Raw genomic sequence first — 25,455 nt, 5'->3', positions numbered from 1 at the left:
ATGATGCAGGTATCCTTACCCATGTACGGCGTCACTCATCACATGGCTGAGTCTTTCTGGCACGTGCTGCGCGGAAAATTGTTGAAACTGGGGTTGCCGCAAGCGCCGGAACAGCTTATTTGGCCACAAGACCTGGCGCAGCACTGGCAGCGGGATGACTTATTGCTTAGCCAAACCTGCGGTTATCCGCTGGTCAGCAGCCTGCCGCAGGTTCAGTTGATTGGGACTTATCACTACCGTGTTGAGGGTTGCGAAGGGCCAGATTACAGCAGTTGGTTAGTGGTGCGTGAGGATGAGCCCGGCGACCGGCTGGCGGACTTTCGTGGCCGGATCGCCGCCTATAACAGCACTGACTCTCAATCAGGTCATAACAGCCTGCGGGCACTGATCGCACCATTGGCACAGGAGGGAAAATTCTTCCGCGCCGCCGTGGCGTCCGGTGCACATTACCAGTCAATAGCGTTGATCAAAGCGGGGCAGGCGGATATTGCCGCCGTTGATTGTGTCAGCCTGGAACTGCTGAAGCGGGCACAGCCGCAGGCGCTGGCAGGGTTGAAAATTATTGGACGAACCGCCACCGTGCCGGGGTTGCCGCTTATTACCTCAGCACGAACGCCAGCGGCACAGTTGGAAATACTGCGTGCCGGTGCGAGGGCGATGGTGGGCGAAGCGGTCAGCGACGGCCTGTTGATCGGTGATTTTAGCGTGGTACCGCGTTCGGCATACCAAAAAATCACGGAACTGGAACAACAGGCCGCAGCGCTTGGGGTGACGGCGCTGTAAGTTTACAGCAGCCCTCCGCCGTCAATATCGATCACGCTGCCGGTGATAAAGCCGTTTTCTATCGCCAGCAAATAGCCGGCGGCCACATCTGCTGCCTGGCCAACACGCCCGACGGGTAACCCTGAACCCGCTTTGGCAAACATCGCCTGGCGCTGCTCGGCATTCAAGCTGTCGTAGGCTTCTGTGGCGGTAACGCCCGGGCTGACCACGTTGACCCGCCGCGGTGCCAACTCTTTCGCCAACTGCTTGCCAATCGCCTCCAATGCCGCGTTGATGCCGGTTTTTATTAACTGACCGCTGAGGTATTTCCGTGAAAGTTGGCCGGACGTTAGGGTGATGGAGCCTCGTGGTGACAGGGTGGGTAACGCGGCTTTAATGGCGCGCAGTGCGCCCCACAGTTTGACATCGAAGTTGGCCTGCGCCTCGCTGAAATCGGTATCTGCCAATAGTCTGGCTTGCACAACCGGTCCGGCGGTGAAGACCAGATGATCGAACTCACCGACTTCAGCGAACAGTGCGCGCAGTGAGTTTTCATCGGTCACATCTGCCTGCATGACGCGCAGGTTGTCGTCTGCCGGCTGGTATTGTTGCATGCTACCGGTACGACGTGATGCCAATACGACACTGGCACCCTGAGCCAGGGCGGCATAGGCTACCGCTGCGCCGATGCCGCTATTACCCCCCAAGATCACCAGTTTTTGTCGGTTCAGAGAAGAAGAAAGGAAAGTCATGATAGTGCCTCAATTTCGGTTAATTTCAGTGTTATCTATCATTAACCATTGAAAATCCGCGAACAATTGGCCTAAATGGCAAATACTTGTAAATTAATTTTAATAATTGGCGTGGTACAGGAATAACCCATGACATCTTTTATCGACCTTGAGGTGTTTGTCCGTACGGTGGAAGGCGGGAGTTTTTCTGCAGCAGCCCGTACGCTGGATATTACGCCAGCGGCGGCCAGCGTCGCGATAAAAAGGCTGGAGCAGCGGTTGGGGGCCCGGCTGCTGGTGCGCTCTACACGTAGTTTGCGCCTGACGGAAGAAGGGCTGCGGTATCTCGACAGTGCCCGCCTGGCGCTAGGAGCACTGGCGGAGGGTGAACAGGCGATACGTGAGAAACATCAGGGACTTTCTGGTGTGTTGCAAATTTCCGCTCCCTCAGATTTTGGTCGCAACTTGTTGCTGGGCTGGCTCGACGAGTTCAAACAACAACATCCGCATATTCAACTGCAATTGCTGATTAACGATCGCCATGCAGATTTATTTCGTGAACCGGTGGATATTGCTTTGCGCTTCGGTCAATTGGCGGACTCTTCGCTGGTGGCGTTGCCGATCCTGCCGCAGCACCGTCGCCTGATTTGCGCCAGCCCCGATTATCTGCAACAGCATGGTGTACCACAAACACCTGCCGAACTCGCTCAGCACAGCATCCTGATCTATCAACCCAGTGGACGTAGGCAGGCCCAATGGCGTTTGTGGCGAGGCGATGAGCTGGTGGAGGTGGCGCTGAGTGGGCGTTATTTTACGGATGACGGTGAGATCGCGCGCCGTTGGGCACTGGCAGGACATGGCATCGTCCGTAAGTCAGCCATCGATGTGGTGGCCGATATTCAGGCCGGACGGTTAATCCCTGTGCTGCCGGAATGGCAAAGCGACGCGGTGCCCATCAGCCTGGTTTGCCCACACCGTTCACAGGTATCGGAGCGCGTCAGGCTGCTACAGCGCTTTTTACAACAGCGTTGCCAGGGCTGGATGTCGCATTACTTGGCTTGAATATTCTCTGTCGTCGTCGTGGCAGTGGCTTCACTGGACGCGGGGGCTTCTTCTTGTGGCGTAGTAGAGCGGGTGTACATATTCAGCCCAGCCAGGAATACGCCGCCGAGTGAGCCAAAGGCGCACAGAAAGATAACGATAATGAACGATTTTTTCAGCATTGGGATGATTTCGCAGGTTGCTCGGAACAGCGGGAATTATAGTCTCTTCAACGGGCGAAACAAGAATCGTTTTAAATGGCGGCCCGCAGACCGCCCTTTTGGTCACTCTTTGATGCTACCGACAGGTTGAATTTTGACCGGGCGCGCAAACAGGAATTTGCCCAAGGTCACCAGCACCACCGCCGCGACAATAATCACCAGCGCGACCCATTCACGCGGTGCCAGTGATTCGCCGGCGAAGCCGATACCAAGCAGCACGGCCACTACCGGATTGACGTAGGCATAACTGGTCGCAACTGCCGGGCGCACGTTTTTCAGCAAAAACATATAGGCGCTGATCGCCAGCATTGAACCAAAGACAATCAGGTAGCCTAGTGCGAAGAAGCCTTTGGCGCTGGGCATCTGCGTAAGGTGTTCGCCACTCAGCTGGCTAACGACCAATAGCACTACGCCTGCGACCAGCATTTCTGCGGCTCCGGCCATTGGTCCAGCCGGTAACGAAATACGCGAACCGAGCACAGAGCCAAAGGCCCAACTGGCGGACGCCAGCAGGATCAACAGTGCACCTGTTGGGTTGCCAACCAGGTTATTGCCGGTATTGAGCAGCACGATCCCAACGAGCCCCAGCCCGATGCCTGCCCACTCCAGTTTGGTATTACGCATGCCCCAAAACAGACTAAAGCACAGCGTGAACAGGGGAACGGTTGCCACCATCACGGCGGCGATACCGGAAGGTACGTGTTGATGCTCTGCCACAGTCACCAGGCCATTACCCACCGCCAGGAGCAAAATACCGATGGTGCCCGCGGCCAACCATTGCTTTGGGGTGGGCAGCGCGTGGCCGCGCAGCGCCAAAAAGCTGAAGAGCACAATGCCGGCGACCAGGAAGCGAATGCCCGCCATCATCAACGGCGGCCAGCTTTCTACACCCAGGCGAATCACGAAGTAGGTCGAACCCCAGACAATATATAACGTGAACAGCGCCCCGATTAACGGCAGGACGTTACGGCTATTTTGGCTCAGCATGGATTTTTATTCTGTAGGGAAAGTTATTATTAGAACGCTCAGTAAACCCGATCGGGCAGAGGATAAGCAACGCTTTTCCGTACTTTTTAATGGAATGAGAGGCTGGTGAATCCGGGATGATTCACCGGACGACACCAGCCAGTACGCGGCTTGATTCCGCGTGCCAGTTACAGCAACGAAATACGATAAGCACAACGGCGTGCGCCGGCCAGAATGTGTTCGGAACGTTCAACCTGTGCCTGCAGCACTTCGGTGAAAATGCTCAGCTCTGCACGACAGAACCCTTGGCAAACCGTGGCGGCAGCGCAAATAGGGCAATGGTTTTCCACCAGCAGAAAGGAACCGTCCTCCTGTGCGCGCCATTCGGCCATATAGCCCTCACGAGAACGGATTGCGGTCAGGCGTTCAATGCGTTCCTGTAAATCGGCCGCGCCGATCATCGCCTGCTTGTAGTTAATGCGCGTTTCTTGTTCCCGCGTGTCGATCAAAAGTTCGATCGCCTGTTCGCCCAATTTGTCGCGTACGGTACGCAGCAGTTGGACGGTCAGTTCGGAATGGGTATCCGGAAAGCGCGCATTGCCTGCGGCAGTCAGGTGCCAAAGTTGCACCGGACGGCCGACGCCACGGGTTTCCGCAACGGCCTCCACCAACCCCTCTTTTGCCAGTTTAACGAACTGCTGGCGTGCTGCCTCGCCGGTTGTGCCAAGGACCTTTCCTGCATCAGACGCTTGCTGTGGGCCGCGGGTTTTTAGAAGTGTCAGCAAACGGTCACTGACCGATTGTGCGGAACCACCGCTATTTTCCAAGTTTATTCTTGACATATTTCTCCGCCTCGCCCTACCATTATTCCAAGTTAACTCTTGTTAAATTTAACGCAATATCACTATTAACTCAATGCCATTCCTCTGAAAACAGGACGACAACCGTGATAACCCATGATGATAGCCGCTGGGCCGATCTCTTTTCCGGCAAAAATGGTGCCAGTGCGATCGCGCTCTCACTCGGCGTAGCGCTGCATGCAATCAATATTCTGGTCGCCACCACCATTCTGCCCTCGGTGGTGCAGGACATCGGTGGTCTGAACCTGTATGCCTGGAACACCACGTTGTTTGTGGTGGCGTCTATTCTGGGGTCGGCATTATCGGCACGATTACTCAGTGGCTATGGTGCGCGCAGTGCCTATCTGGTGGCGTCGCTGTTCTTTATCGCCGGGGCGATGTTATGCGCACTGGCACCCTCAATGCCGATAATGCTCATAGGCCGAACCGTGCAGGGTTTCGGTGGCGGGCTGATTTTCGCGCTTTCGTACGCCATGATCAATCTGGTGTTTGAGCAAAAGCTGTGGCCGCGCGCAATGGCGCTGATTTCTGCGATGTGGGGTATCGCAACCCTGGTCGGACCGGCCGTAGGGGGCATTTTTGCCGAGCTAAACGCCTGGCGATGGGCCTTTGGCATTCTGTTGCCGATCATGGTGTTGTACGCCGGGTTTACCTTCCTGATCCTGCCGAAAGGCAAGCCACAACAGCAGGCGGCGCCGTTGCCGGTAGCCCAGTTATTGTTGCTAGCGACTGCGGTGTTGGTGGTTTCCGCCGGTAGCCTGGCAGATAGCGCGTGGATCAATCTGGGCGGTATTGCGTTGGCCGTGTTGATGATGGCCTGGCTGATACAGCGTGAAGCGCACTCCCAGGCTCGTCTGTTGCCACAGGGCGCTTTACGTCGTGGATCCTCCTTGGCCTCGCTGTATATCACCGTCTCTTTGCTGGTGGTGGGCATGACCAGTGAAATCTTCGTGCCTTATTTCCTGCAAACGCTGCATGGCCAGTCGCCGCTGATTTCTGGCTATATTGCCGCAACCATGGCGGCAGGCTGGACACTTTCAGAGATCCTCAGTTCCGGTTGGCGTAGTGCGGGTATCCGCCGGGCAATCATCAGCGGGCCAGTGTTTGTCCTGGTCGGTTTGCTGGCGTTGGCCGTGCTGATGCCGACGCCTTCTGGCGGCCATTGGGTAGCGCTGACGCCAATTGTGATTGCCCTGACGTTGGTGGGGTTTGGCATCGGGTTTGGTTGGCCGCACCTGCTGACGCGAATTCTGCAGGTCTCGCCTGAGGCGGACAAAGATATTGCCGGGGCGTCGATCACCACGGTGCAACTGTTTGCGACCGCGTTCGGTGCCGCCTTGGCGGGGATGATTGCCAACCTGGCGGGGCTGAATGTGCCGGGTGGCGCGCCGGGGGCAGCTTCCGCAGCGCGTTGGCTGTTCCTGCTGTTCGCCTTGGCACCGTTGCTGGCGGTATTTAGCGCCTGGCGCTGTGCGGCGATTACACCGCCATCCGCTGCAGAAGCGTCTGTGGAATCAGACCCGTTATCCGCGGAATGCCCGGCGATACCCCGTAACAGTGCGTAAGTGTTGCTGACAGTCTGCTGATTCTCGCGTTTTTGTTAGGCCAGTATAAAACGTGATTGACTAATCCCGTATTTGAGATTATTTCTCTTATATGGGATTTTTTGTATCAGAGACGCAATAATGGATAACGGATTGGAAAGTGCCGATCTCCGGCTGGCACAACGGCTGTCTGATTTACGCCAACAGCAGGGCTGGTCACTGGAAGAACTGGCACAACAAACCGGTATTAGCCGGGCGACGCTGTCGCGTGTGGAACGTGCTGAAACCAGCCCGACGGCCTCGTTGCTCAATAAGCTGTGTTCGGCGTATGGATTGACCATGTCACGGTTGCTCAGTGAGGTTGAGGACGAGCCGCCGGAGTTACTGCACCGCGAAGCGCAAACGGTGTGGGTTGACCCGGCCAGCGGTTTTCATCGTCGTTCGGTATCCCCGCCCGCCGCGTTGTACAAGGCTGAATTTGTCGAGTGCCGGCTTGAGGCCGGCGCGGTAATTGCCTATGACGGGCCATCGATACATGCACTCGAGCACCATTTGTGGCTGCTGGAAGGCCAACTCGAACTGACGTTAGAAACGCGCACTTTCCTGCTTAAGCCGGGCGATTGTCTGCGTTATCGGCTGTTTGGCGCGTCAAAATTTCATGCACCCGGCCCCGAGCCGGCCCATTACACCCTCGTTATCTGCAGGCCTTAATCATGATTGAGATACAGCAATTGAATGCCGATGCAGCACAAAGCGCAATTCCCGAACTGGCGGCCATGCTGCAAGCCAGTGTGTCTCAGGGGGCGAGCATTGGTTTTATCATGCCGTTCAGCCTTGAACAGGCGCAGGCGTTCTGGTGTCGCCTGTTGCCGGCGATTGAGCTTGGGGAAAGGGTGTTATTGGTGGCCCGTGATGCCGGGCGCGTTGTCGGCACGGTGCAGTTGCTGTTGGATATGCCTGACAATGGCCGTCACCGCGCAGAGGTGGTGAAACTGATGGTGCATCCGGATGCCCGTCGTCAGGGCATTGCCCGTAATCTGATGCTGCAAGTGCAGCAAAAAGCGATTGAGCTTCAGCGGCACTTATTGGTGCTCGATACCCTGACCGGCGATACAGCAGAGGGCATGTATCGCCAGTTGGGGTTTCAACTGGCGGGCAGCATTCCGCAATACGCCCGTGCCAGCAAGGGGAATGCGTTAGAGGCCACCAGTTATATGTATAAATTACTTTGAGTAGACCCGTCGTCTTTTAAGCGTTGTCACCGTAGTGGGGCGAATACATTCGCCCCGCTCAATCAGGGTTACTGCCCGTTCCAGGCCTTAATGGCCTGTTGGCGGATCTGCAGCTTTTGCTCTGGTGTCAGTTTGTTATAGTCCTTCGCCATGCCGCTTTCCCAGTCGCCATACAGCGGGTTCGGCAGCACGATAAACTCGGTGCCAAATTTGCTTTGGTTTTCGCTGACAAAGGCCCGACGTTGGGCGTTATCCTTGTGATAGGTCGCCGCGCCGAAATCGTTCAGGTTGTCACCGGCATACACCACGACGTCGTAACCGGCGTTTTTGATGGCGTCGAAACGCGGCTGCTTGTTGGAGGTATCACCGCTAAGCAGTACGGTTTTTTCCGACATGCCGGTAAAGCCCAGTTTCTGCATGTTGGCGACGGTGGCAGCGTATTCAGACTGTTTACGGTTTGAAACGTAGAACATGGTGCCCTGATGGCTATTGACGTACCGGGCAAATTGCACGGCACCCGGCACGGCACCGGCTTGTTCTGCCTGTGACCATTTTGCCCAGGTTGCCGCTGCAAAAGGTTGGCCCTGCCGCGCTTGCCAGCCAGAATAGGGGCTATTGTCCAGCATGGTTTCGTCCAGATCCACAACCACGGCTTTCTTCTTGCCTGGCGTGACCTTGGCGTGATCAAACGCCAGTCGGGCGCTGTTGAACGCCTGGTGCGCCAGTGCCTGATATTCCCCGGACTGCTGGAACCAGTTCAGTGCCAGCACGGATTGATCCGCCAGGCGCTGTTGGGCTTGCAGATCCGTTTTCGGTGGCTGCGCGCAGCCAGCCAGGGTCAGTAGCGCAATACCGATTGCTGCGCCAAGGGTCACTTTTTGTCTATGTATTCCTGCCATAAAGGGATAGCTCTCTGTTTGTTATTGTGGTGTTTCTAAGGTCATGGTCATTTCAAACTGGCGTAACGGATCTTGCTGCCAGCCGAGTCGATCAAAGAAGGGGGCTGCCACCTCGGGAACGTAAACGTTAGCCGCCAAGGGTAAGGGTGAAAACCGTGCTTGCAGCGCCGCCAGCATCGTTCGGGCATGGCCTTGGTTGCGGTGCTCCGGCGGCACGTAAATCATGCGCAGAAAGCACTTATCGGCACCCACCTGCACCACGGCATAGGCAAGGTGTTGCCCAAGGCTGAATGCGTGGGGTTTACCGGGCAGTTTAAACAGCGATTCTGGAGCGATCAGCCAGGGCAAACTGGTGGCACCCTCGGCGACCAGGCGGTGAGAAACGAAGAGCGGATCGATCTCCTGCAGTGGTGCAACCTCGGCCTGGCTTTGTTCTGCGGCCAAGTGGCCGGTCAGCGTCCGGACGATGCGCAATCCTGCCTGGTGGTATAGCGCAATGGCGGGATCGTTACCTTCTATCACCTCCAGCGACAGCTGACGATCGCCGCGCTTATGCGCATCGGCGACAATCCGTTGCATCAGCGCTTTCCCCAACCCTTTGCCACGCATTTCCGGTCGGATAGACAGCGCCGACACCCGGCTGTGTAAGCCACGTCGGCTAATCAACGCCAGTGCTACCGGTTGTTGCTGATGGGTGACGATAATGCTGTCGTTCAGGCTGAGATCTTCCGCGCCAAAGCGGCGGGCGAAGGTGTCGCCGTCAATCACAAAACGTACAATGTAGTTTTCAAAACAATGGCAGAGGATCTGCGCCAACGCGTCGCTGCTGTAGCGCAGGGCGCTTTGATACTCAAAGAGTTCCTCGGTGTGCATGATGTGTTCCGGTTTAAAGTGGACGCGATATACCCATCATCTTTCAAATTGCAGACCTGTCACCCCAGTGACTGTAGGGGCGCAGCATGCGGCGCCCCTACAGTCACTGGGGATGAGCGAGCCGGCCGCCCGGCTGCAACGTGAAAGCTGTAGGGTATACATCTAGACCTGATTGTTTTACAAGGCAAGTTTCGGCGTGCGGTTACGGGATGCAGAACAGCGATCGGGCGGGAAAGGGGGAAAAGCACCAATGAAAAAAACCGGGCGTAGCCGCCCGGCGAAGTAACATATCAAGTGAAGCTAAGGTTTGCAGTGGTGGTTATTCATCACATCAGAACTGGTAAGTCAGGGCGACGGCGATGACGTTGTCATCTTTCAGACCCAACTTATTGTTGCTGTCGAGTTGGTTGATTTTATAATCAACATAGGTCGACATGTTCTTGTTGAAATAGTAGTAAGTACCTACGTCGATATATTTAACCAGGTCGGCGTCGCCGATGCCTTCAATATCTTTACCCTTCTGCTGAACATAACCCAGTGATGGGCGCAGGCCGAAGTCGAACTGATATTGTGCAACCAGCTCCAGACCTTCTGCTTTATTGGCAAAGCCGCTGACGGAGGTAGACGTATTATTAATGGTCGCCGTGCCAGAAATAGGCGCGATATTGCGGCTTTGTGAATAGGTTGCTGCCAGGTAAACGGCATTATTGTCGTATTTCAGACCGCCAGCCCAGATATCGGCTTTGTCGCCTTTGCCGAAGGTGCCCGCTTTTTGGCCGGCAGTACGGTTAGAAGAAGCATAGGCTGCGCCCACGCTCAGGCCGTCGATAATTTCATAGCTGGAAGACAAGCCCCAACCGTCACCGTTCGCTTTGCTGCCGGCGCGGCCGTCATTTTCGTTCTTGCCTTGGTACTGAATGGCAAACTTCAGACCGTCAACCAGACCGAAGAAGTCGTTGTTACGGTAGGTTGCAACGCCGTTGGTACGGCCATTCATAAAGTTGTCGGTTTTGACGTAAGCATCATCACCGAACTCAGGCAGCATATCCGTCCAGGCGCCGACGTCATAAATAATGCCGTAGTTGCGACCGTAGTCGAATGAACCGAGGTTTTTGTATTTCAAACCGGCGAAGCCCAAACGCGTTTTGGTGTCTTTCGCGCTGTCGGATTCAGAATGGTTCGCTGAAATCTGATATTCCCACTGGCCATAACCAGTCAGCATATCGTTAATTTGAGTAGCGCCTTTAAAACCGATACGCACATAGGTTTTGTCGCCATCATTGCCGGTATCGTCAGAGAAATAGTGCAGTGCTTTTACGCGGCCGTAAAAATCAAGTTTGTTGCCGTCTTTATTGTAGATTTCTGCTGCCTGTGCTGTCTGCGCAATTAAAAGTGCCGGAATAATAACGGCCAGAAGATTACGTTTCATGATTTACCCTGCTTTATTCGATTGAAAGACGCTTATCATCAGTTGTACTGCTGTTTCACTGTGCCGCTTGATTGTTTGCAGCGCAGGTTTTTTACCGCAGTTATGTGATCTATTTATGACAAAATATTCATTTTCATATCGAACGATTAAAAAAGTTGCGGAAAGTGTGAATTTCTTCCTCGAGCAAGTGTCAGCGACTGGTCTACAGTTAGCGATACTGTTCCTGATTTTAGGAAAAATCATGCGTGAAACTTATACGTTATTGGGTACCCGCGGTTGCGGCTCCACGATTGTTGCCGCTGCTCTGGAGCTAACGGGGTTTCCCTGGGGCTACGAGGAAGTGGACTATCAGTTGGACAGCCCCGAGCGCGATCGGCTGCTGGAACTGAACCCGTTAGGGCAGGTTCCGACACTGATTCTACCCAATGGGGAAGTGATGACGGAAAGCGCGGCAATTATTCTGTTGCTGCACGATCGTGCCCCGCACGCCGAGCTGGTGCCGCATGCGGGGTCTGCATTGCTGCCACAATTTTTGCGGTGGTTGCTGTTCATCAACGCTGAAATTTATCCTACTTTTACCTACGCTGACCATCCTGAAAGATGGCTGCCAAAAGCGCCGGAGTCAGAACAATTAGCGGCCGAAATTTTGCGCTATCGCCAGCGGCTACTGTTGCAATTGGCCAGTGCCTGTGACGATGGCCCCTGGTTTCTCGGCAGGAGCTTCAGCGCACTGGATCTTTATGTGGCGGTAATGTGTCATTGGCGGCCGGGGCAGCGTTGGTTCCAACAGCATTGCCCGACGCTGAGTGCCATCGCCAGGAAGGTTGAGCAGCGCGCCGAATTTAACGCCTTGTTCCAGGCGCATTTCGATAATGTGGCCCCGCTCGAATAGGTGTTGCCTCTCAGGCTGAGTTGGGGGGCATTAACCATCCTGTTTTGATGAACCTTCAATGCTAAAAATCCCGATTTTCACCCCTGAGGTTAAGGGGTAGCGTAACGCTATCCCTTAAAACAGCAGGAGTATGTGATGCAACCTTCCCAACAGACGGCCCAGCAAGCATTCGGTGACATTGCCCCCAAACTGGCACAGCTCAGTGACAGCGTATTATTCGACGACGTTTGGCAGCGACCGGACCTCACTCCGCGTGAACGCAGCCTGATTACGGTCGCGGCACTGGTGGCACTTAACCGTGTGGAGCAATTGCCTTTTCACCTGCGCTTGGCCGAACGCCATGGCGTGAGTATTGAACAGCTTGCCGAGTTGATCACCCATCTGGCTTTCTATGCCGGCTGGCCTGCGGCAGCCACCGCCGTGGCGCGCCTGCGTGAACTGAAACAGGCGTCGTCCCATGCCATTTAGCCGCATCGCGTTGCATCAGGGCAAATCGGAACGCTACCTGAAAACCCTGTCCGATAGCCTTCATCAGGCATTGGTCGAAACCTTCCATGTGCCGCCAGCCGATAAGTTTCAGGCTATCGACCAATACCGCCCTGGCGAGCTGATTTACGATCGTGACTATCTGGGCGGCCCACGGTCGGAAGATTATGTACTGTTTTACATCACCATCGGACGTCCGCGAGATACCGCCACCAAACAGCGCTTTTACCAGCGGTTGGCGCAACTGCTGGCGGAAAACATAGGGTTACGTCCGCAAGATGTGATGGTGGTGATCACCACGACGCAATTGGATGAGTGGTCGTTCAGTGCGGGGCGCGCTTCAATGATCGAAGGCTAGGCTGACGCGGCAGTCGGTCTGTGGGACAATAGCGCCATCATTTCGTAGAGATATAGAGTTGAATGGCGCTCTCCCCCGCAGTTAAAGATCAGATTGGCCAGTGGTACAAAGCCCTGCAGCAACAAATACCGGATTTTATTTCCCGTGCACCGCAACGGCAGATGATCGCTGAAGTCGCGAAAACGTTGGCGGGGGATTATTCGCGCCACCTGGCGATTGAAGCGCCCACCGGTGTAGGCAAAACCTTGTCCTACCTGATCCCGGGGATCGCCGTGGGTCGCGCAGAAAGCAAACCCTTGGTGGTCAGTACGGCTAACGTGGCGTTGCAGGATCAGATCTACAGTAAAGATTTACCGCTGCTTAAGAAGATCATTCCCGATCTGAAGTTTACCGGCGCCTTTGGTCGTGGCCGCTATGTTTGCCCGCGTAATTTAGCGGCGCTGAGCACAGACGTCAGTGAGCAGGGCGATCTGACACTGTTTTTGGATGACGAACTGGCACCTTCGAGCGGTGAAGAGCAAGCGTTATGCCAAAAACTGAGTAAAGCGCTCAGCCGCCATGAGTGGGACGGGTTGCGCGACCATTATCAACTGTCGATTGACGATCCGCTGTGGATCAAGCTGAGTACCGATAAAGCCAACTGCCTGGGGCGCAATTGCCACTATATTCGTGAATGCCCGTTTTATATTGCCCGCAAAGAGATTGAAACTGCCGATGTGGTTGTGGCTAACCATGCGCTGGTGATGGCGGCGCTGGAAACCGAATCGGTACTGCCGAATCCCAAGGAGCTGCTGCTGGTGCTCGATGAAGGCCACCACCTGCCGGACGTTGCGCGTGATGCGTTGGAGATTGACGGTGAAATTACCGCGCTGTCGACCAATCTGCAATTGGACATGATCGTGCGCCATGTTGAACAGTGCATGACGCAATATCGGCCAAAGAACCCGCCGGGCCTGACGAACGACGAACGCTTGAAGAACCACTGTGAAGAGATGCGCGAACTGATCCAGATTTTTGAACATCAGGTCAGCGCCTTTCTGCCGACAGATACGGTGATCGCCGAACACCGCTTTGAAATGGGTGAACTGCCGGTAGAGATGGTGGAAACCAGTGCACGGTTATTCAAACTGACGGATGCCTTACGCGGGGTGGCAGAGTTCATACTCAACGATCTCAGTGAACAGACCGGCAAGCACGATATTGTGCGTCTGCATCGTTCGATTATTCAGATGAGCCGCACCTTGGGGTATCTGGAGGCCATGAGTAAGCTCTGGCGACTCGCTGCGCTAGACAAGTCTTCTAATGCCCCCATCTCAAAATGGGTGACGCGTGATCTGCGGGATAACGTGACGCATCTGTACCTGCACTGCGTGGGTATTCGCGTCAGCGATCAGCTGGAAAAACTGCTGTGGCGCAAGGTGCCGCACGTGGTGATCACCTCGGCAACGCTGCGTTCATTGAACAGTTTTGCGCGCCTGCAAGAAATGAGCGGGTTGAGCGAAAAAGCCGGCGATCGTTTCGAAGCGCTGTCTTCACCCTTTAATCACGTGGAGCAGGGCAAAATTGTTATCCCGAACATGCGTTTTGAACCGGCGATGGCCAATGAGGCCGAACATCTGGAAGAGATGGCGCGCTTTTTCCGCGCCGAACAGGCCGGTGGCAAGCACAAAGGCATGTTGATTTTGTTCAGTAGCCACCGGGCAATGCAAACTTTTCTCAGCTATGTCACGGATCTGCGCTTGATGTTGCTGGTACAGGGTGATCAGCCGCGTTACCGGCTGGTGGAAGAACACCGCAAACGGGTTGAGAAGGGCACTGCCAGTGTGCTGGTTGGCCTGCAGTCGTTTGCCGAAGGGTTGGATCTGAAGGGCGAACTGCTGACCCAGGTGCATATCCACAAGATTGCTTTCCCGCCGATCGACAGCCCGGTGATCCTGACCGAAGGCGAATGGCTAAAATCGCTGAAGCGCTATCCGTTTGAAGTGCAGAGCCTGCCGAGCGCCTCCTTCAACCTGATCCAACAGGTGGGCCGGCTGATCCGCAGCAATGAGTGCCATGGCGAGATCGTGATTTACGATCGCCGCTTGTTGACCAAAAGCTACGGTTCGCGCTTGTTGGCGTCACTGCCGGTGTTTCCCATTGAACAGCGGGAAGTGCCGGACGCTGACAAGGCGCACAAGGCTGCGCTCAAATCCGCCGCAGCGGCGGAGAAAAAAGACAAAAAACGCAAGAGCCCGTACGCCCGCCGGCGCACGCGCTAATCAAAGCAGGGGCGGCAAACGACGCTTCACCGGCGTGGTTTTGACGATGGCGGTGTTGCTCTGCGCCCGCTCGGCCAGTTGATCGAGGATCTGGTCGAGCTGCTCCATCGAATGTGCCACCAGTCGCACGATAAAGCAGTCCTCGCCCGTCACCTTGTCACACTCAATCACCTCCGGGATATCCTGAATCATCTGCTCGACCTTCTTCAGCATGCCCGGCAGCGGCTTGATGCGTACCAGTGACTGAAAAGCGTAGCCCAACGCCTGCAAATTGACGTTCAGCGTATAGCCCTGGATGACGGCGTTCTCTTCCAACCGTCGCAGACGCTCCGAAGTGCTGGGCGACGAAAGCCCAACGCTGGCGCTGAGGGTTTTGAGTGAGACTCTTGCATCCTCAGCAAGCAGCGTCAGGATCTGGCGATCAATATCATCCATATAGCCTCCATTAGGTTATTTCTGTTTTATGCCTTCAATAAAAAGGCAGTTAAGCATATTGGCCTTTTTTATGCCATGGAAAGCTGGAGGGTAAAGTCGCAAGCTAAGTCTATTGGCTGATTAGAGGAAACAACGATGAATGCAGAGATAAAACGCGGCTCGCTGGAGATGATTGCCGCAATGCTGATTTCCGGCACCATTGGCTGGTTTGTGCTGATGTCCGGTCAACCGGTGATTAATGTGGTGTTCTGGCGCTGTGCAGTGGGGGCACTGGTACTGCTGGCCATCTGTGCGGCACTCGGCCAGTTGCGGCGTGATGTCCTGACGCGGGCCACGCTGCTGTTGGCGATTGCCGGCGGTGTCGCGTTGGTGGTCAACTGGTTATTGCTGTTTGCCGCTTATTCCTATGCATCCATCTCCATCGCTACCGCGGTGTATAACACCCAGCCTTTCATGTTGGTGGCCCTGGGAGCACTGTTCCTCGGAGAGAAACTGACTGCCCGCAAGCTATTGTGGTTGGTGTTGGCGTTTGTCGGCATGATGCTGGTGGTGCTGGCGCAGCCTAAGCAGACGGGCGGTCAGAATAACTACCTGCTGGGAATTTTGCTGTCGTTGGGGGCGGCCTTTTTTTATGCGCTGATGGCGCTGGCCGCCAAGCGGCTGAAGGGCACGCCGCCGCACCTGATCGCGCTGATCCAGGTTACGGTCGGCGTGGTGATGTTGTTGCCGTGGGTTGATTTTCACGCGCCAGCCAATGTTGGGCAGTGGGGAATGCTGGCGACACTCGGTGTATTACACACCGGGCTGATGTACGTGCTGCTGTATGGCGCGATCCAAAAGTTGCCAACCAACCTGATCGGTTCGCTGTCATTTATTTATCCGATTGCTGCCATGCTGGTCGATCGGTTGGCGTTTGGTCATCGGTTGGTCGCCCTCCAATTTGCTGGTGCTGCGATCATCTTGCTGGCGGCCGCTGGCATGAACCTGTTAGGCGAACGTCGTATCCGCTCAACGGCGATGCCAGACAGCAAGCAGGCCTCCGAACAATGAGAGCAGCAACAGCAGCAGCATCACGGCCTGGTAGCCGTAGGTCGGATAAATCAATGCTGCCAGGGCTAACCCAACCGCGCCGCCAAGATTGTGCAGCGTCCAGGTAATCCCCAATGCGCTGCCGCTTTGCGCCTCGCTGACGGTACTCAGCGTTGCCAACACCAAGGGGCCGAGGATGCATCCCCATCCTAGGCCCATGAGGGCAAAGGCGCCAAGTAATAAGGGTAACGGGCTGCCGGCGTTAAACTGGCTTTGCAGTGCGGCAGAAGCGGCCAACGCGGCAAAACCAAGGACCAGCGCCGGCTGCGGGCCGGACTTATCCACCCACCTGCCGACCCAGGGCGAAATCAATGCCATTACGGCGGTGGTCGGCAACAGCAGCAGCCCCAGCATCACGCCCTCATAATGGCGGGTGTTTTCCAGATAAATGGGCATCAGGAAGAAGGCGGCACAGTAAAAGAAGGCTAACAGCGCGCTTAACAAACAGACACGCAATAACGCCGGACGCCGCAACAGCGCTAAGGGTACCAAGGGAGAGTGCGCTCTACGCTCGACCGGCACCAGCAGGATCAGTGTGGCCACCGCCACTGACGCCGTGAGCCACGTTTTCAGGCTCAGCCACCCCCACTGGCCACCTTGGCTAATGGCCAACAGCAATCCGGCAACGCCAGTCACCAGCAAGATCAGGCCGGTAATATCCAACGTTGCACCTTGCTGTGCGCGGGATTCCTGCACAGTGCCCAGGCAGAAGGCGAAACTCAGCGCGATCAGCGGTACGTTCAACAAAAATACCCAGCGCCAGCCAAGCGTGCCGACCAGCAAGCCTCCGGCGACCGGACCGATGGCCAACCCCAGACCGTTAACTGCCAATAAAATGCCAATTGCGCGACCGCGCTGCTGGGGGGGCCAGGCATCGGCGACAATGGCGGTGGTGGCGGTATACAACACTGCGCAAGCTGCGCCCTGCACAAAGCGCCAAACATTGAGCAGCTCAATACTGCCCGCCAGCCCCGCCCCCAGTGACGCGCCGGCGAACACCAACATCCCGCAATACAATACCCGGCGGCGGCCGTACAGGTCTGCCAGTCGCCCGGCGCTGACCATAAAGGCGCACAATGCCATGACGAACAGCGTCATGACCCATTGCACCTGACTCAAGGGCGCGGCCAATTCGCGCTGAATGGCGGGAATGGTGGTATTGACGATAGTGAAATCGATGCAGCCCAAAAAGCTGGCGATACTGATGCCAATCAGCAGCCGCCACAGGCGCGGGGTACTGACGTCGGTCAGAATTTCGCTGCGTTCACTCATCGGGTATGTCCTCGGTTAAAAAGCCTGCCTTCAGTGTACTCAGTGCTTGTTATAGCCAGTGGCGGTGTTTCATCGTTTAATAGGCGAATTAATATCGTCAATAAGAGGCCAGCATGATTTCCAGTGAACGGCTACATGCGATCCGCGCTTTTGTGCAGGCGGTGCAGGCGGGGGGATTTAGTCGCGCAGCAGAGCAGTTGGGGCTTTCCCGTTCAACCGTGGGGAAAGCCGTGGCGCGACTGGAACAGCGGTTACAGGTGCGGCTATTTCAACGCACCACCCGCAGTCTGTCTTTGACTGACGAAGGGCAACTGTTTTATGACGATTGCCTGAAAGCATTGGCAGCGCTGGAAGCGGCGGAAAACCAGCTCGCGGCCCGCGCCCATACGCCAGAAGGGCGATTGCGGGTATCGCTACCGGTATTGTTTGGCCAAAAGTGGGTGATGCCGCCGCTATTGTCGCTGGCGGATCGTTACCCTCTGTTGCAGCTCGACGCGTTGTTTTCCAACCGTAGGGTTGATCTGGCGGAAGAGGGGATCGATCTGGCGGTGCGTATCGGTTCACCAGGCGATGCGGCGGCAATCACCGCACGCCAATTGGGTGAACAACAGCAAATACTCTGTGCCGCCCCGGCCTATCTGGCGCGGCAAGGCGAGCCAGATAGGGTCGCTGAGTTATCGCGGTATCAGGCGGTGGGCCTGTTACGCGATGGGCGTAGCCCGCCCTGGCAGTTAATGGATGAACAAGGAAAAGTACAACGCGTGACCCTGCCGACCCGTTTGCGGCTGAGCAATATGGAGGCGGCACTCAGCGCAGTTTGCGCGGGACAGGGGATTGCCATGTTGCCGCGTTGGCTGGCGCACGACGCACTCGCTGCGGGGACATTGCAAGAGATTTTGCCAGGCAGTTGTGGCGCGGGGCTGGCGATTAACGTGGTGTGGCTGAAAGGCATCACCATGCCGCTACGGGTGCGGGTGGCCATTGAGGCGCTGCTGTCGGCCTTCACGCCCAAAGCACCTTGGCAGTGATTTAGCGCTGGCATATGATAACGCCTGCTTCCCACCATGCTGCGTACGGGTGACTTATGATTGACGCTTCCACCATTTTGCTGTTTTCCGGCGCCTGTCTGGCGCTCGCGGTCACCCCAGGACCAGATATGTTGCTGATTGCTTCACGCAGCGTTAGCCAGGGGCGTCGAGCCGGTTTTGCCTCTCTGGCGGGCATCCAACTGGGCACCTACTGCCATGCTCTGGCGGCGGCCCTGGGTTTATCACAACTGTTTGTCGCAGTACCCTTGGCCTACGATACGGTGCGGCTACTGGGGGCGGCGTATTTACTGTATTTGGCATGGAAAACGTTACGTTCTGGCAGCCATTTGCAGGCATCTGCCGGATTAACGGCAGTGCCAACCGTCCGAATTTTCCGGCAAGGGTTGTTCACCAATATCCTCAATCCCAAAATGGCGCTGTTCGTTTTGGCACTGTTCCCGCAGTTTATCGATCCGCATGCCGGTTCACTGGTGGCGCAAATGCTGCTGCTCGCGACAGTGCTAAATCTGGTGGGTTTGGTGATTAACGGCGGGCTTATCATGGCTGTCAGCAGCATGAAAAGCCGCTTTGTCGGCCGCCAGTTCAGTGCCCGTTGGCCGAACTACCTGCTGAGCAGCGTGTTCGCCGGGTTGGCCTGCAAGTTGATTTTTGACAGCCGTAAATAGCCTTACGCCTGTAATAACGCCTCAAACGCCGCGCTGGTCGGGCATTGCGCCAGCGCGCTGTACATCACCAACCGCAAATGATTTTCCTCATCGACAATGAACGACGCATGTTCAAACGTCACCTGACCGGCACCGGGCACATTGAACGTGCGCTCTCCCTGACAACGGCCGTGAATGTCATGCTGTTGCCACAGCTGGCGAAACTGTGGTGAGACCTGTTCCAGTGCCTGTACTCGTTGCTGCATGGTGGCATCTTCCGGGGCGCGGGCGTAGTCACGACGGAAGCTGGCAAGGATTTGCGGCGCTTGCGCCTGCCATTCCACCAGACGCTGGTTGAGGTGTGGATCGGCGAACAGCATCCACAACATGTTGCGCTGTTCTGCCGGGCGGTCGCCAATGGCGAACAGCCGTTCCGCAGCAGGGTTCCAGGCGATGATGTCCCAACTCAGGTTCATGACGTAAGCCGGACGAAGGTGCAGATCGTCCAGCAGACGACGCACCAGCGGCGAGACCTGGCACCATTGATGGCCAACCGGTACGGGGGGACGTTGATGTGCCAGCAAAAACAGATGGTAACGGGCGGTTGCATCCAGCTTCAGCACACGTGCCAGGTTCTCCAAAAAATCCACCGAGACGTTGATTTCCCGCCCTTGTTCCAGCCAGGTGTACCAGGTGAGGCCGACCCCTGCCAGCGCGGCGACTTCTTCACGCCGCAGTCCCGGCGTACGGCGTCGGGTGCCGCTTGGCAGACCGACAGCCTGCGGTGACAATTTTTCGCGCTTTTGACGCAGAAAATCCGCCAGATCCTGACGGGTTCGGTTGAGGGTACGTGGCGGCATAGTGACTGTCCTGTTGCTCTCAGTAATAGTATAACTGGCTATATAGTAACAGTTTAGGACATGTTCCATACTGCTGCCATCTCAATATTTGGAGGCATTTATGGAACAGTCATTAGCGGAGGGTGATCGTCGCCTGGTGGGGTTGCCCGTGTTGCTGTTGGGGGGCTTTGTCACCGTATTCGACCTGTTCGTAGTAAACGTGGCTGCGCCCGTCATTCAGCAGCAGTTCGCCGCTGATTTTGCCGGTGTCGGGCTGATTATTGCCGGCTATGAGCTGGCATTTGGTGTGTTATTGATTGCAGGCGGACGTTTGGGGGATCGTTTCGGGCGACGCCGGATGTTCAGTCTGGGCATGCTGGGGTTTACGCTGGCGTCGGCACTGTGTGGCTTGGCGACGTCTCTGGCCATGTTGATCGCAGCGCGTTTTTTGCAAGGGGCGATGGCGGCACTGTTGTTTCCGCAGATCTATGCGCTGCTGCGTGTGCTGTACGGCCCACATCAACGGCGGCGCGCTTTTGCCTGGTTAGGAATGACGCTGGGGCTGGCGGCCATTTTGGGGCAGATCTTCGGTGGATTTATCATTGAAGCCAATATTTTCGGTAGCGGCTGGCGCATGATTTTTCTGATTAATTTGCCGATCGGTGCATTGGCGATCTTGGCGGCGCGGAGTCTCCCAGAATCACGTCTCGAACAGGCTCAGCGGTTGGATGGCATGGGATTACTGCTGGCCGCGACAGGGTTGTTATTGCTGTTAGTTCCGCTGTTGGAGGGACCATCGCGTGGTTGGCCCTGGTGGATATTGCCGGTATTGGCACTGGGTTTGGGGGTGCTATGGGCCTTTATACGCTGGGAACGTCGACTGTCGATGCGTTCCGGCGATGCGGTACTGGATCCGGCGCTGCTTCACCAGGGGAGTTTTACCCCGGGTGTGGTGGTGGTGCTGGCGATTTACTCTACGGCTTCCTCCTTCTTTTTGTGTTTTGCCCTGTTGTTGCAATCGGGAATGGGCCTGACGCCGTTTCAGGCGGGAAGCCTGTTTGCACCCGCCAGCGTGGCATTTATGCTGGCCTCATTCCTTGCACCGACGTTTGTGCAGCGCTGGGGGAATGGTGTTCTGGCGTTTGGCGTGGTGATCTATGCAACCGGAATGGCGCTGTTGGTGGTGCAAGTGGTGTGGGGAGCGGCGTTGGCGCAACCATTGTGGCTCCTGCCGGGGCTGGTGATCCTGGGTTTTGGTCAGGCGATGAGTATGACGCCATTACTTAATCTGGTTCTGGGGCTGGCCAAAGAAGAGCAGGCCGGCATGGCTGCGGGGGTGATTTCCACCGTGCAGCAGATTGGTGGTGCAATGGGGATTGCCGCCAGCGGCGCGTTTTTTGTCCCCTTGTTGGTGGGTGACGCTGGTGCAGAACGCTATGGGCAGGCGTTTGCCGGAGCGATGATCTACAACCTGTTGGCCATGCTTGTCGCCTTTGTGCTGTTAAGGTGGATCATTCAACAACAGCGCAAAGTGGCTCTTTAATCAACGGTCGTCGGGTGCTATTGCTATCTCATCATTCCATTGCGCTGAAGGAAGCCTGACACCATGTATCAACCCACCTCATTCCGTGACGACTGTCTGGAGAGCCACATTGCACTGGTGCGTGCCAACCCGCTGGGGATGCTCATTAGCCATGGAGACCAGGGCCTGGTGGTGGACCCGTTGCCGTTCTTGATTGATGCGGATGAACAGGGCCACGTGCATCTGCGGGCGCACCTGTCCCGCGCCAACCCACACTGGCCATTGTTGCAGGCCGTGCAGGAATGTCTGGTGGTATTTCAGGGGCTACAGGGCTATATCTCGCCGGGTTGGTATGAAACCAAACGGCAAACCGGTAAAGCCGTGCCGACCTGGAATTACAGCGTGGTGCAACTGCGAGGTGTGCCGCGAGTGACAGAGGACGCAGGCTGGCTGCGGCAACAGTTGGACGGATTAACGGCGCTGCAGGAAGGCCGTCAACCTGAGCCCTGGCATAGGGAAGATGCACCTGCCAATTATATCGCTGCGCAGATGAAGGGCATTGTCGGTATTGAAATCACAGTGACCCACCGGGAAGGTAAATGGAAGATGAGCCAGAACCGCAGCGCCGATGACGTTGACGGGGTTGTCGCTGCATTGCGTGCCGGTGACGTTGCCCAGCAGCAACTGGCGGATGAGGTTGAGCGGCGGCGTGGATAAGGTATGCTAATCCCAGATTGAATTAGGGGATGCAGGCGATGGATTACACCAAAATTATCAAAGAAATAGGCCGTGGCAAGAACCACGCACGCGATCTCGACCGGGAAACTGCCTTTCAGCTCTATCAAAAGATGCTGGCCGGTGAAGTGGGCGAACTGGAGCTGGGCGGTATCTTGATCGCCCTGCGCATTAAAGGGGAAGCCGAAGAGGAAATGATCGGCTTTTACCAGGCCATGCAGCAACAGGTGATGCGTTTGCAGGCACCGCAAGGGCGACCGATGCCAGTGGTGTTGCCCAGCTATAATGGTGCGCGCAAACAGGCGAACCTGACGCCACTATTGGCGCTGCTACTGACGCGCGTTGGCCTGCCGGTGGTGGTACATGGCGTGTTGGATGACAGCACCCGCGTGACCAGCGCCGACACCTTTACGTTGCTGGGCCTGCCCTGGTCGCAAGAGGCTGCCCATGCCCAACACCGCCTCGATAAGGGGGAAACGGTATTTATCCCGGTATCTGCCTTGTCAGCGCCCCTGGAACGTCAACTGGGTATGCGCTGGCGCATGGGGGTGCGCAACAGCGCCCATACGCTAGCCAAACTGGCGACGCCGTTTGCCGAGCAGGATGTATTGCGTATCGCCAGTGTGTCGCACCCTGAGTACGTTGGCCGTGTGGCGTCATTCTTCCGCCAGATTGGGGCGCGTGGGTTACTGATGCACGGCACCGAAGGTGAAGCCTATGCCAACCCGCAGCGTTGCCCGCAGATTCATTACATTGTCGACGGTGAGCAGCAGGTGCTGCTAGAGCGTCCGGTGCAGGATGAAACGCCTGATTTACCGGCAGCGAAAGATGCAGAGACCACGGCACGTTGGACAGAACGTTGCCTGGCGGGTGACATTGCGATCCCGTTGGCGATCCAGCGCCAAATTGCCTGTTGCCTGGTAGCAACCGGTGAAGCAGACACCCTGGAACAGGGATTGGAACGTTTACGCGACGCGTAAATCCATTGGCTATACTGGAACATTTCGCAAATCGGCTCTGAAAGGATGGTTATGCAACAGGCTCTCGATTACTTCAATCAATTGAATCAGGATTACCTTGACGTTCACCGCACCAAAGAAGATCTGTTCTGGCAGAATTATATGGGCATGGGCGGTGATGACGTTTCCGCGCGTTTCTCTGCAGCGGAGAGCGCCTACAAGCGCTTTATCGCCGAGCCGCGTCGGTTGGCTGAAATTCGCCAGTTGCTGGCCGGGCTGGAGATTTTGCCGCAGGATGCGCAGCGTGATGCTCTGCAACATGGGTTGAACGGTTGGCTGCGGTTTTTTGATTGCAACGCGATTGAAGACGCCGACGCCCAGACACTGTTGGACCAAATTATCAGCGCCGAGGCGGATCTTTATACCCGACGCAAGAGCAATCCGGTTAGCCATCAGAATGCGGCTGGGCAGCGGGTGAACGCCTCGCTCGGTGAACTGCTGACCAACCAGGCCACCAATGAAAACGAAGAATACCGCCGCAGTTCACAAAACGCGTTGCGCGAGCTGGAGCAATGGCTACTGCATAATGGTTTGCCGGAGCTGATTAGCCTGCGCAATCGCTTTGCGCGCCAGATGGGTTTTCGTAACTACTTTGACTACAAGGTGAATAAAACCGAGCGTATGACGCCGGAGCAGTTGTTCGCCATTTTGGATCGTTTCGAACAGCAAACCCGCGAAGCGAACTCACGCAGCTTGCAGCAGTTGGCCGCGGAAAAAGGCGAGCAAGCGTTAGAACCCTGGAATGTGCGCTTTGCCAGCGCGGGTGACGTGACCCGCCAACTGGATCCTTACTTTCCATTTGCGCAGTCGCTTGAGCGTTGGATCAACAGTTTTAAACGTCTGCATATTGGGTTCCGCGGCGCGCAAATGGATCTCGATCTGTTGGTACGCCAGGGCAAATATGAAAATGGTTTTATGCATGGCCCGGTGCCGCCGTTCATTCAAGAGGGGAAATGGCTACCGGCACGCATTAACTTCACCAGCCTGGCGCAGCCGGACCAGGTGGGTAGCGGTGCTCATGGTTTGAATACGTTGTTCCACGAAGGCGGCCACGCGGCGCACTTTGCCAATATTTGCCAGAATGCCCCCTGTTTCTCACAAGAGTTTCCGCCGACCTCGATGGCCTATGCTGAAACCCAGTCGATGTTTTGCGACAGCCTGCTGGACGACGCCGACTGGTTGAAGCGCTATGCGAAAAATGCCGCCGGTGAACCGGTGCCGGATGCATTAATTGAGGCCAGCATCGCCGCACGTCAACCGATGCGCGCGTTCAATGAACGCCATATTCTGCTGGTGCCTTACTTTGAGTGGGCGTTGTATCAGTGGGATGACGAACAGCGCACGCCAGAAGCGATCACCGCGTTGGCACGTGAAGTTGAACGTAAGATTCTGGGCATTAGCGGTAGCCCGCGCCCAACGTTGGCCATCCCACACTTGTTGTCTCTGGAGTCGGCGTGTTCCTATCAAGGTTATCTGCTGGCGCTAATGGCCGTTGAACAGACGCGCCAATTTTTCCTGCAGCGTGACGGCTATCTTACTGACAACCCGGCCATTGGACCGGATCTGGCGCGTCACTATTGGCTACCGGGAAACAGCGTGAGCCATGACGATACGTTGCGCAGCCTGACTGGGGAAGGCTTTAACCCCGATTATCTGGCGCAGTCTTGTAACCAGACGGTGGCTCAGGCATGGCAGGATGCGCGTCAGACGATTGCCGATGCTGCTACGCGGCCTCAACCCGCAGCGGATTTTGATCTGGCGGCGCATATCCGCGTGGTGGATGGTGAGCAAGTACTGGCGGACAACGCGGAAGGCGATGAGAAGATGTGTCGTGATTTCGCCGCGGCGATAAACGCACGCCTGGCCTGACGACCATGAAAAAAGCCCGCCGATAGCGCGTATCGGCGGGCTTTTTTATTTCTAATCGGTCGATCAGTTATAGAGGACAGCCGTGGCATGCATCAGGTTGTTGCCGCTGGTGGAGGTAATGGTGAAGGCCTTGGCACCTGCTGCATCGGCTTTGGCGGAGAGCTGTGCTTTCAAGCTGCTCAGATCGGTAGCACCACTGGCAGTGATCACACCGGCTTTTTCAAACTGGACGGCGTCCTGTGCGCTAACGTGTTCTGCAGCAAAAGATGTGAAAGAAACCGCAGTAAGAGCGATAGCAACAGCAAAAGTTTTGATGTTTTTCATGATGGTCATTCCTGTCAATTTTATAAGGGTGAAAGGGGGTTGCCTTTCGATGGAATAATTATTGCGCAGTGACAGGCAGGATGAAATCGGAGAGTATTGATAA

General features: G+C 56.1%; 26 protein-coding genes and 1 pseudogene. 16 read left to right on the top strand and 11 right to left on the bottom strand.

What is annotated here, in order from left to right:
- Positions 1-3: 3 nt before the first annotated feature.
- Entirely contained in the window at positions 4-783 is a 780-nt protein-coding gene (locus ACI2J2_RS10760; RefSeq protein WP_404760290.1) for a phosphate/phosphite/phosphonate ABC transporter substrate-binding protein, read from the top strand.
- Positions 784-785: 2 nt separating this feature from the next.
- On the opposite strand, the gene ACI2J2_RS10755 is transcribed toward ACI2J2_RS10760, so the two are convergent.
- A complete protein-coding gene (locus ACI2J2_RS10755) occupies positions 786-1,514 on the bottom strand; it encodes an SDR family oxidoreductase (protein ID WP_265556319.1) in 729 nt (242 codons plus the stop codon).
- 129 nt (positions 1,515-1,643) lie between these two features.
- Here ACI2J2_RS10755 and ACI2J2_RS10750 point away from each other — a divergent pair, with 129 nt between their 5' ends.
- Positions 1,644-2,555 (top strand): LysR family transcriptional regulator, encoded by a 912-nt coding sequence (locus ACI2J2_RS10750; protein ID WP_404760064.1) that lies wholly within the window; start codon positions 1,644-1,646, stop codon positions 2,553-2,555.
- Here ACI2J2_RS10750 and ACI2J2_RS10745 read toward each other — a convergent pair.
- From ACI2J2_RS10745 to ACI2J2_RS10735, 3 genes are all read right to left on the bottom strand, one after another.
- Positions 2,543-2,716, bottom strand: coding sequence for a hypothetical protein (locus ACI2J2_RS10745; RefSeq protein ID WP_404760063.1), 174 nt, complete (start codon positions 2,714-2,716; stop codon positions 2,543-2,545). The genes ACI2J2_RS10750 and ACI2J2_RS10745 overlap by 13 nt on opposite strands.
- A gap of 102 nt (positions 2,717-2,818) precedes the next feature.
- Entirely contained in the window at positions 2,819-3,742 is a 924-nt protein-coding gene (gene yedA / locus ACI2J2_RS10740) for a drug/metabolite exporter YedA (RefSeq protein ID WP_209632325.1), read from the bottom strand.
- Between the two features lie 167 nt (positions 3,743-3,909).
- The gene (locus tag ACI2J2_RS10735; protein WP_209632326.1) at positions 3,910-4,563 is read right to left on the bottom strand and encodes a metalloregulator ArsR/SmtB family transcription factor; all 654 of its coding nucleotides are present in this window, start codon (positions 4,561-4,563) and stop codon (positions 3,910-3,912) included.
- Positions 4,564-4,667: 104 nt separating this feature from the next.
- Between ACI2J2_RS10735 and ACI2J2_RS10730 the strand changes: the two genes are divergently transcribed.
- The 3 genes from ACI2J2_RS10730 (at position 4,668) to ACI2J2_RS10720 (ending at position 7,357) form a co-directional block, all read left to right on the top strand.
- Positions 4,668-6,146, top strand: coding sequence for an MFS transporter (locus tag ACI2J2_RS10730; protein ID WP_314586700.1), 1,479 nt, complete (start codon positions 4,668-4,670; stop codon positions 6,144-6,146).
- A gap of 120 nt (positions 6,147-6,266) precedes the next feature.
- On the top strand, positions 6,267-6,836 hold the full coding sequence (locus tag ACI2J2_RS10725; RefSeq protein ID WP_209632327.1) for a helix-turn-helix domain-containing protein: 570 nt from the start codon (positions 6,267-6,269) through the stop codon (positions 6,834-6,836).
- Positions 6,837-6,838: 2 nt separating this feature from the next.
- Positions 6,839-7,357: a GNAT family N-acetyltransferase gene (locus ACI2J2_RS10720; protein ID WP_404760062.1), complete on the top strand. Its 519-nt coding sequence runs from the start codon at positions 6,839-6,841 to the stop codon at positions 7,355-7,357.
- A 68-nt stretch (positions 7,358-7,425) separates the two neighbouring features.
- Here the strand turns inward: ACI2J2_RS10720 and ACI2J2_RS10715 are convergent, their stop codons facing one another.
- The 3 genes from ACI2J2_RS10715 to ompC all read right to left on the bottom strand — a co-directional run bounded on the left by ACI2J2_RS10715 (position 7,426) and on the right by ompC (position 10,558).
- Positions 7,426-8,256: a 5'-nucleotidase, lipoprotein e(P4) family gene (locus tag ACI2J2_RS10715; protein ID WP_404760061.1), complete on the bottom strand. Its 831-nt coding sequence runs from the start codon at positions 8,254-8,256 to the stop codon at positions 7,426-7,428.
- A gap of 21 nt (positions 8,257-8,277) precedes the next feature.
- A complete protein-coding gene (locus ACI2J2_RS10710; RefSeq protein ID WP_404760060.1) occupies positions 8,278-9,129 on the bottom strand; it encodes a GNAT family N-acetyltransferase in 852 nt (283 codons plus the stop codon).
- A gap of 331 nt (positions 9,130-9,460) precedes the next feature.
- The gene (ompC, locus tag ACI2J2_RS10705; RefSeq protein ID WP_209632331.1) at positions 9,461-10,558 is read right to left on the bottom strand and encodes a porin OmpC; all 1,098 of its coding nucleotides are present in this window, start codon (positions 10,556-10,558) and stop codon (positions 9,461-9,463) included.
- A 241-nt stretch (positions 10,559-10,799) separates the two neighbouring features.
- On the opposite strand from ompC, the gene ACI2J2_RS10700 reads away from it, so the two are divergent.
- From ACI2J2_RS10700 to dinG, 4 genes and pseudogenes are all read left to right on the top strand, one after another.
- Positions 10,800-11,450, top strand: a complete 651-nt coding sequence (locus ACI2J2_RS10700) for a glutathione S-transferase family protein (RefSeq protein WP_404760059.1) — start codon at positions 10,800-10,802, stop codon at positions 11,448-11,450.
- Positions 11,451-11,585: 135 nt separating this feature from the next.
- Positions 11,586-11,918, top strand: coding sequence for a carboxymuconolactone decarboxylase family protein (locus ACI2J2_RS10695; protein ID WP_404760058.1), 333 nt, complete (start codon positions 11,586-11,588; stop codon positions 11,916-11,918).
- Positions 11,908-12,294, top strand: a complete 387-nt coding sequence (locus tag ACI2J2_RS10690; protein WP_404760057.1) for a tautomerase family protein — start codon at positions 11,908-11,910, stop codon at positions 12,292-12,294. Before ACI2J2_RS10695 ends, ACI2J2_RS10690 begins: the two co-directional genes overlap by 11 nt.
- A 62-nt stretch (positions 12,295-12,356) precedes the next feature.
- Positions 12,357-14,448, top strand: a pseudogene (dinG, locus tag ACI2J2_RS10685) (ATP-dependent DNA helicase DinG); the annotation flags it as partial.
- 107 nt (positions 14,449-14,555) lie between these two features.
- Here dinG and ACI2J2_RS10680 read toward each other — a convergent pair.
- The gene (locus ACI2J2_RS10680) at positions 14,556-14,990 is read right to left on the bottom strand and encodes an Lrp/AsnC family transcriptional regulator (RefSeq protein WP_209632336.1); all 435 of its coding nucleotides are present in this window, start codon (positions 14,988-14,990) and stop codon (positions 14,556-14,558) included.
- A gap of 135 nt (positions 14,991-15,125) precedes the next feature.
- Between ACI2J2_RS10680 and ACI2J2_RS10675 the strand changes: the two genes are divergently transcribed.
- Complete coding sequence (locus tag ACI2J2_RS10675) at positions 15,126-16,040, top strand: DMT family transporter (protein ID WP_404760056.1); 915 nt, start codon at positions 15,126-15,128, stop codon at positions 16,038-16,040.
- Here the strand turns inward: ACI2J2_RS10675 and ACI2J2_RS10670 are convergent.
- Positions 15,999-17,351 carry a DHA2 family efflux MFS transporter permease subunit gene (locus tag ACI2J2_RS10670; RefSeq protein ID WP_404760055.1) on the bottom strand — a complete coding sequence of 451 codons (1,353 nt, stop codon included), beginning with the start codon at positions 17,349-17,351 and terminating at the stop codon, positions 15,999-16,001. The genes ACI2J2_RS10675 and ACI2J2_RS10670 overlap by 42 nt on opposite strands.
- Before the next feature lie 113 nt (positions 17,352-17,464).
- Here ACI2J2_RS10670 and ACI2J2_RS10665 point away from each other — a divergent pair, with 113 nt between their 5' ends.
- Both ACI2J2_RS10665 and ACI2J2_RS10660 read left to right on the top strand, forming a co-directional pair.
- The gene (locus ACI2J2_RS10665) at positions 17,465-18,379 is read left to right on the top strand and encodes a LysR family transcriptional regulator (RefSeq protein ID WP_404760054.1); all 915 of its coding nucleotides are present in this window, start codon (positions 17,465-17,467) and stop codon (positions 18,377-18,379) included.
- 56 nt (positions 18,380-18,435) lie between these two features.
- On the top strand, positions 18,436-19,065 hold the full coding sequence (locus tag ACI2J2_RS10660) for a LysE family translocator (RefSeq protein WP_209632340.1): 630 nt from the start codon (positions 18,436-18,438) through the stop codon (positions 19,063-19,065).
- Between the two features lie 2 nt (positions 19,066-19,067).
- On the opposite strand, the gene ACI2J2_RS10655 is transcribed toward ACI2J2_RS10660, so the two are convergent.
- The gene (locus ACI2J2_RS10655; RefSeq protein ID WP_265556334.1) at positions 19,068-19,904 is read right to left on the bottom strand and encodes a helix-turn-helix transcriptional regulator; all 837 of its coding nucleotides are present in this window, start codon (positions 19,902-19,904) and stop codon (positions 19,068-19,070) included.
- 100 nt (positions 19,905-20,004) lie between these two features.
- On the opposite strand from ACI2J2_RS10655, the gene ACI2J2_RS10650 reads away from it, so the two are divergent.
- The 4 genes from ACI2J2_RS10650 to ACI2J2_RS10635 all read left to right on the top strand — a co-directional run bounded on the left by ACI2J2_RS10650 (position 20,005) and on the right by ACI2J2_RS10635 (position 25,028).
- Positions 20,005-21,426: an MFS transporter gene (locus ACI2J2_RS10650; RefSeq protein WP_404760053.1), complete on the top strand. Its 1,422-nt coding sequence runs from the start codon at positions 20,005-20,007 to the stop codon at positions 21,424-21,426.
- A gap of 63 nt (positions 21,427-21,489) precedes the next feature.
- A complete protein-coding gene (locus tag ACI2J2_RS10645; protein ID WP_404760052.1) occupies positions 21,490-22,122 on the top strand; it encodes an FMN-binding negative transcriptional regulator in 633 nt (210 codons plus the stop codon).
- 38 nt (positions 22,123-22,160) lie between these two features.
- Entirely contained in the window at positions 22,161-23,120 is a 960-nt protein-coding gene (ybiB, locus tag ACI2J2_RS10640) for a DNA-binding protein YbiB (RefSeq protein WP_404760051.1), read from the top strand.
- Between the two features lie 51 nt (positions 23,121-23,171).
- The gene (locus tag ACI2J2_RS10635; RefSeq protein WP_404760050.1) at positions 23,172-25,028 is read left to right on the top strand and encodes a M3 family metallopeptidase; all 1,857 of its coding nucleotides are present in this window, start codon (positions 23,172-23,174) and stop codon (positions 25,026-25,028) included.
- A gap of 63 nt (positions 25,029-25,091) precedes the next feature.
- On the opposite strand, the gene ACI2J2_RS10630 is transcribed toward ACI2J2_RS10635, so the two are convergent.
- Positions 25,092-25,352: a YdgH/BhsA/McbA-like domain containing protein gene (locus tag ACI2J2_RS10630; RefSeq protein WP_404760049.1), complete on the bottom strand. Its 261-nt coding sequence runs from the start codon at positions 25,350-25,352 to the stop codon at positions 25,092-25,094.
- Positions 25,353-25,455: the final 103 nt, after the last annotated feature.

The sequence above is a fragment of the Serratia sp. NPDC087055 genome (assembly GCF_044900985.1).
Lineage (GTDB): Bacteria > Pseudomonadota > Gammaproteobacteria > Enterobacterales > Enterobacteriaceae > Serratia.
This window is presented reverse-complemented; position numbering and strand designations above follow the sequence as displayed.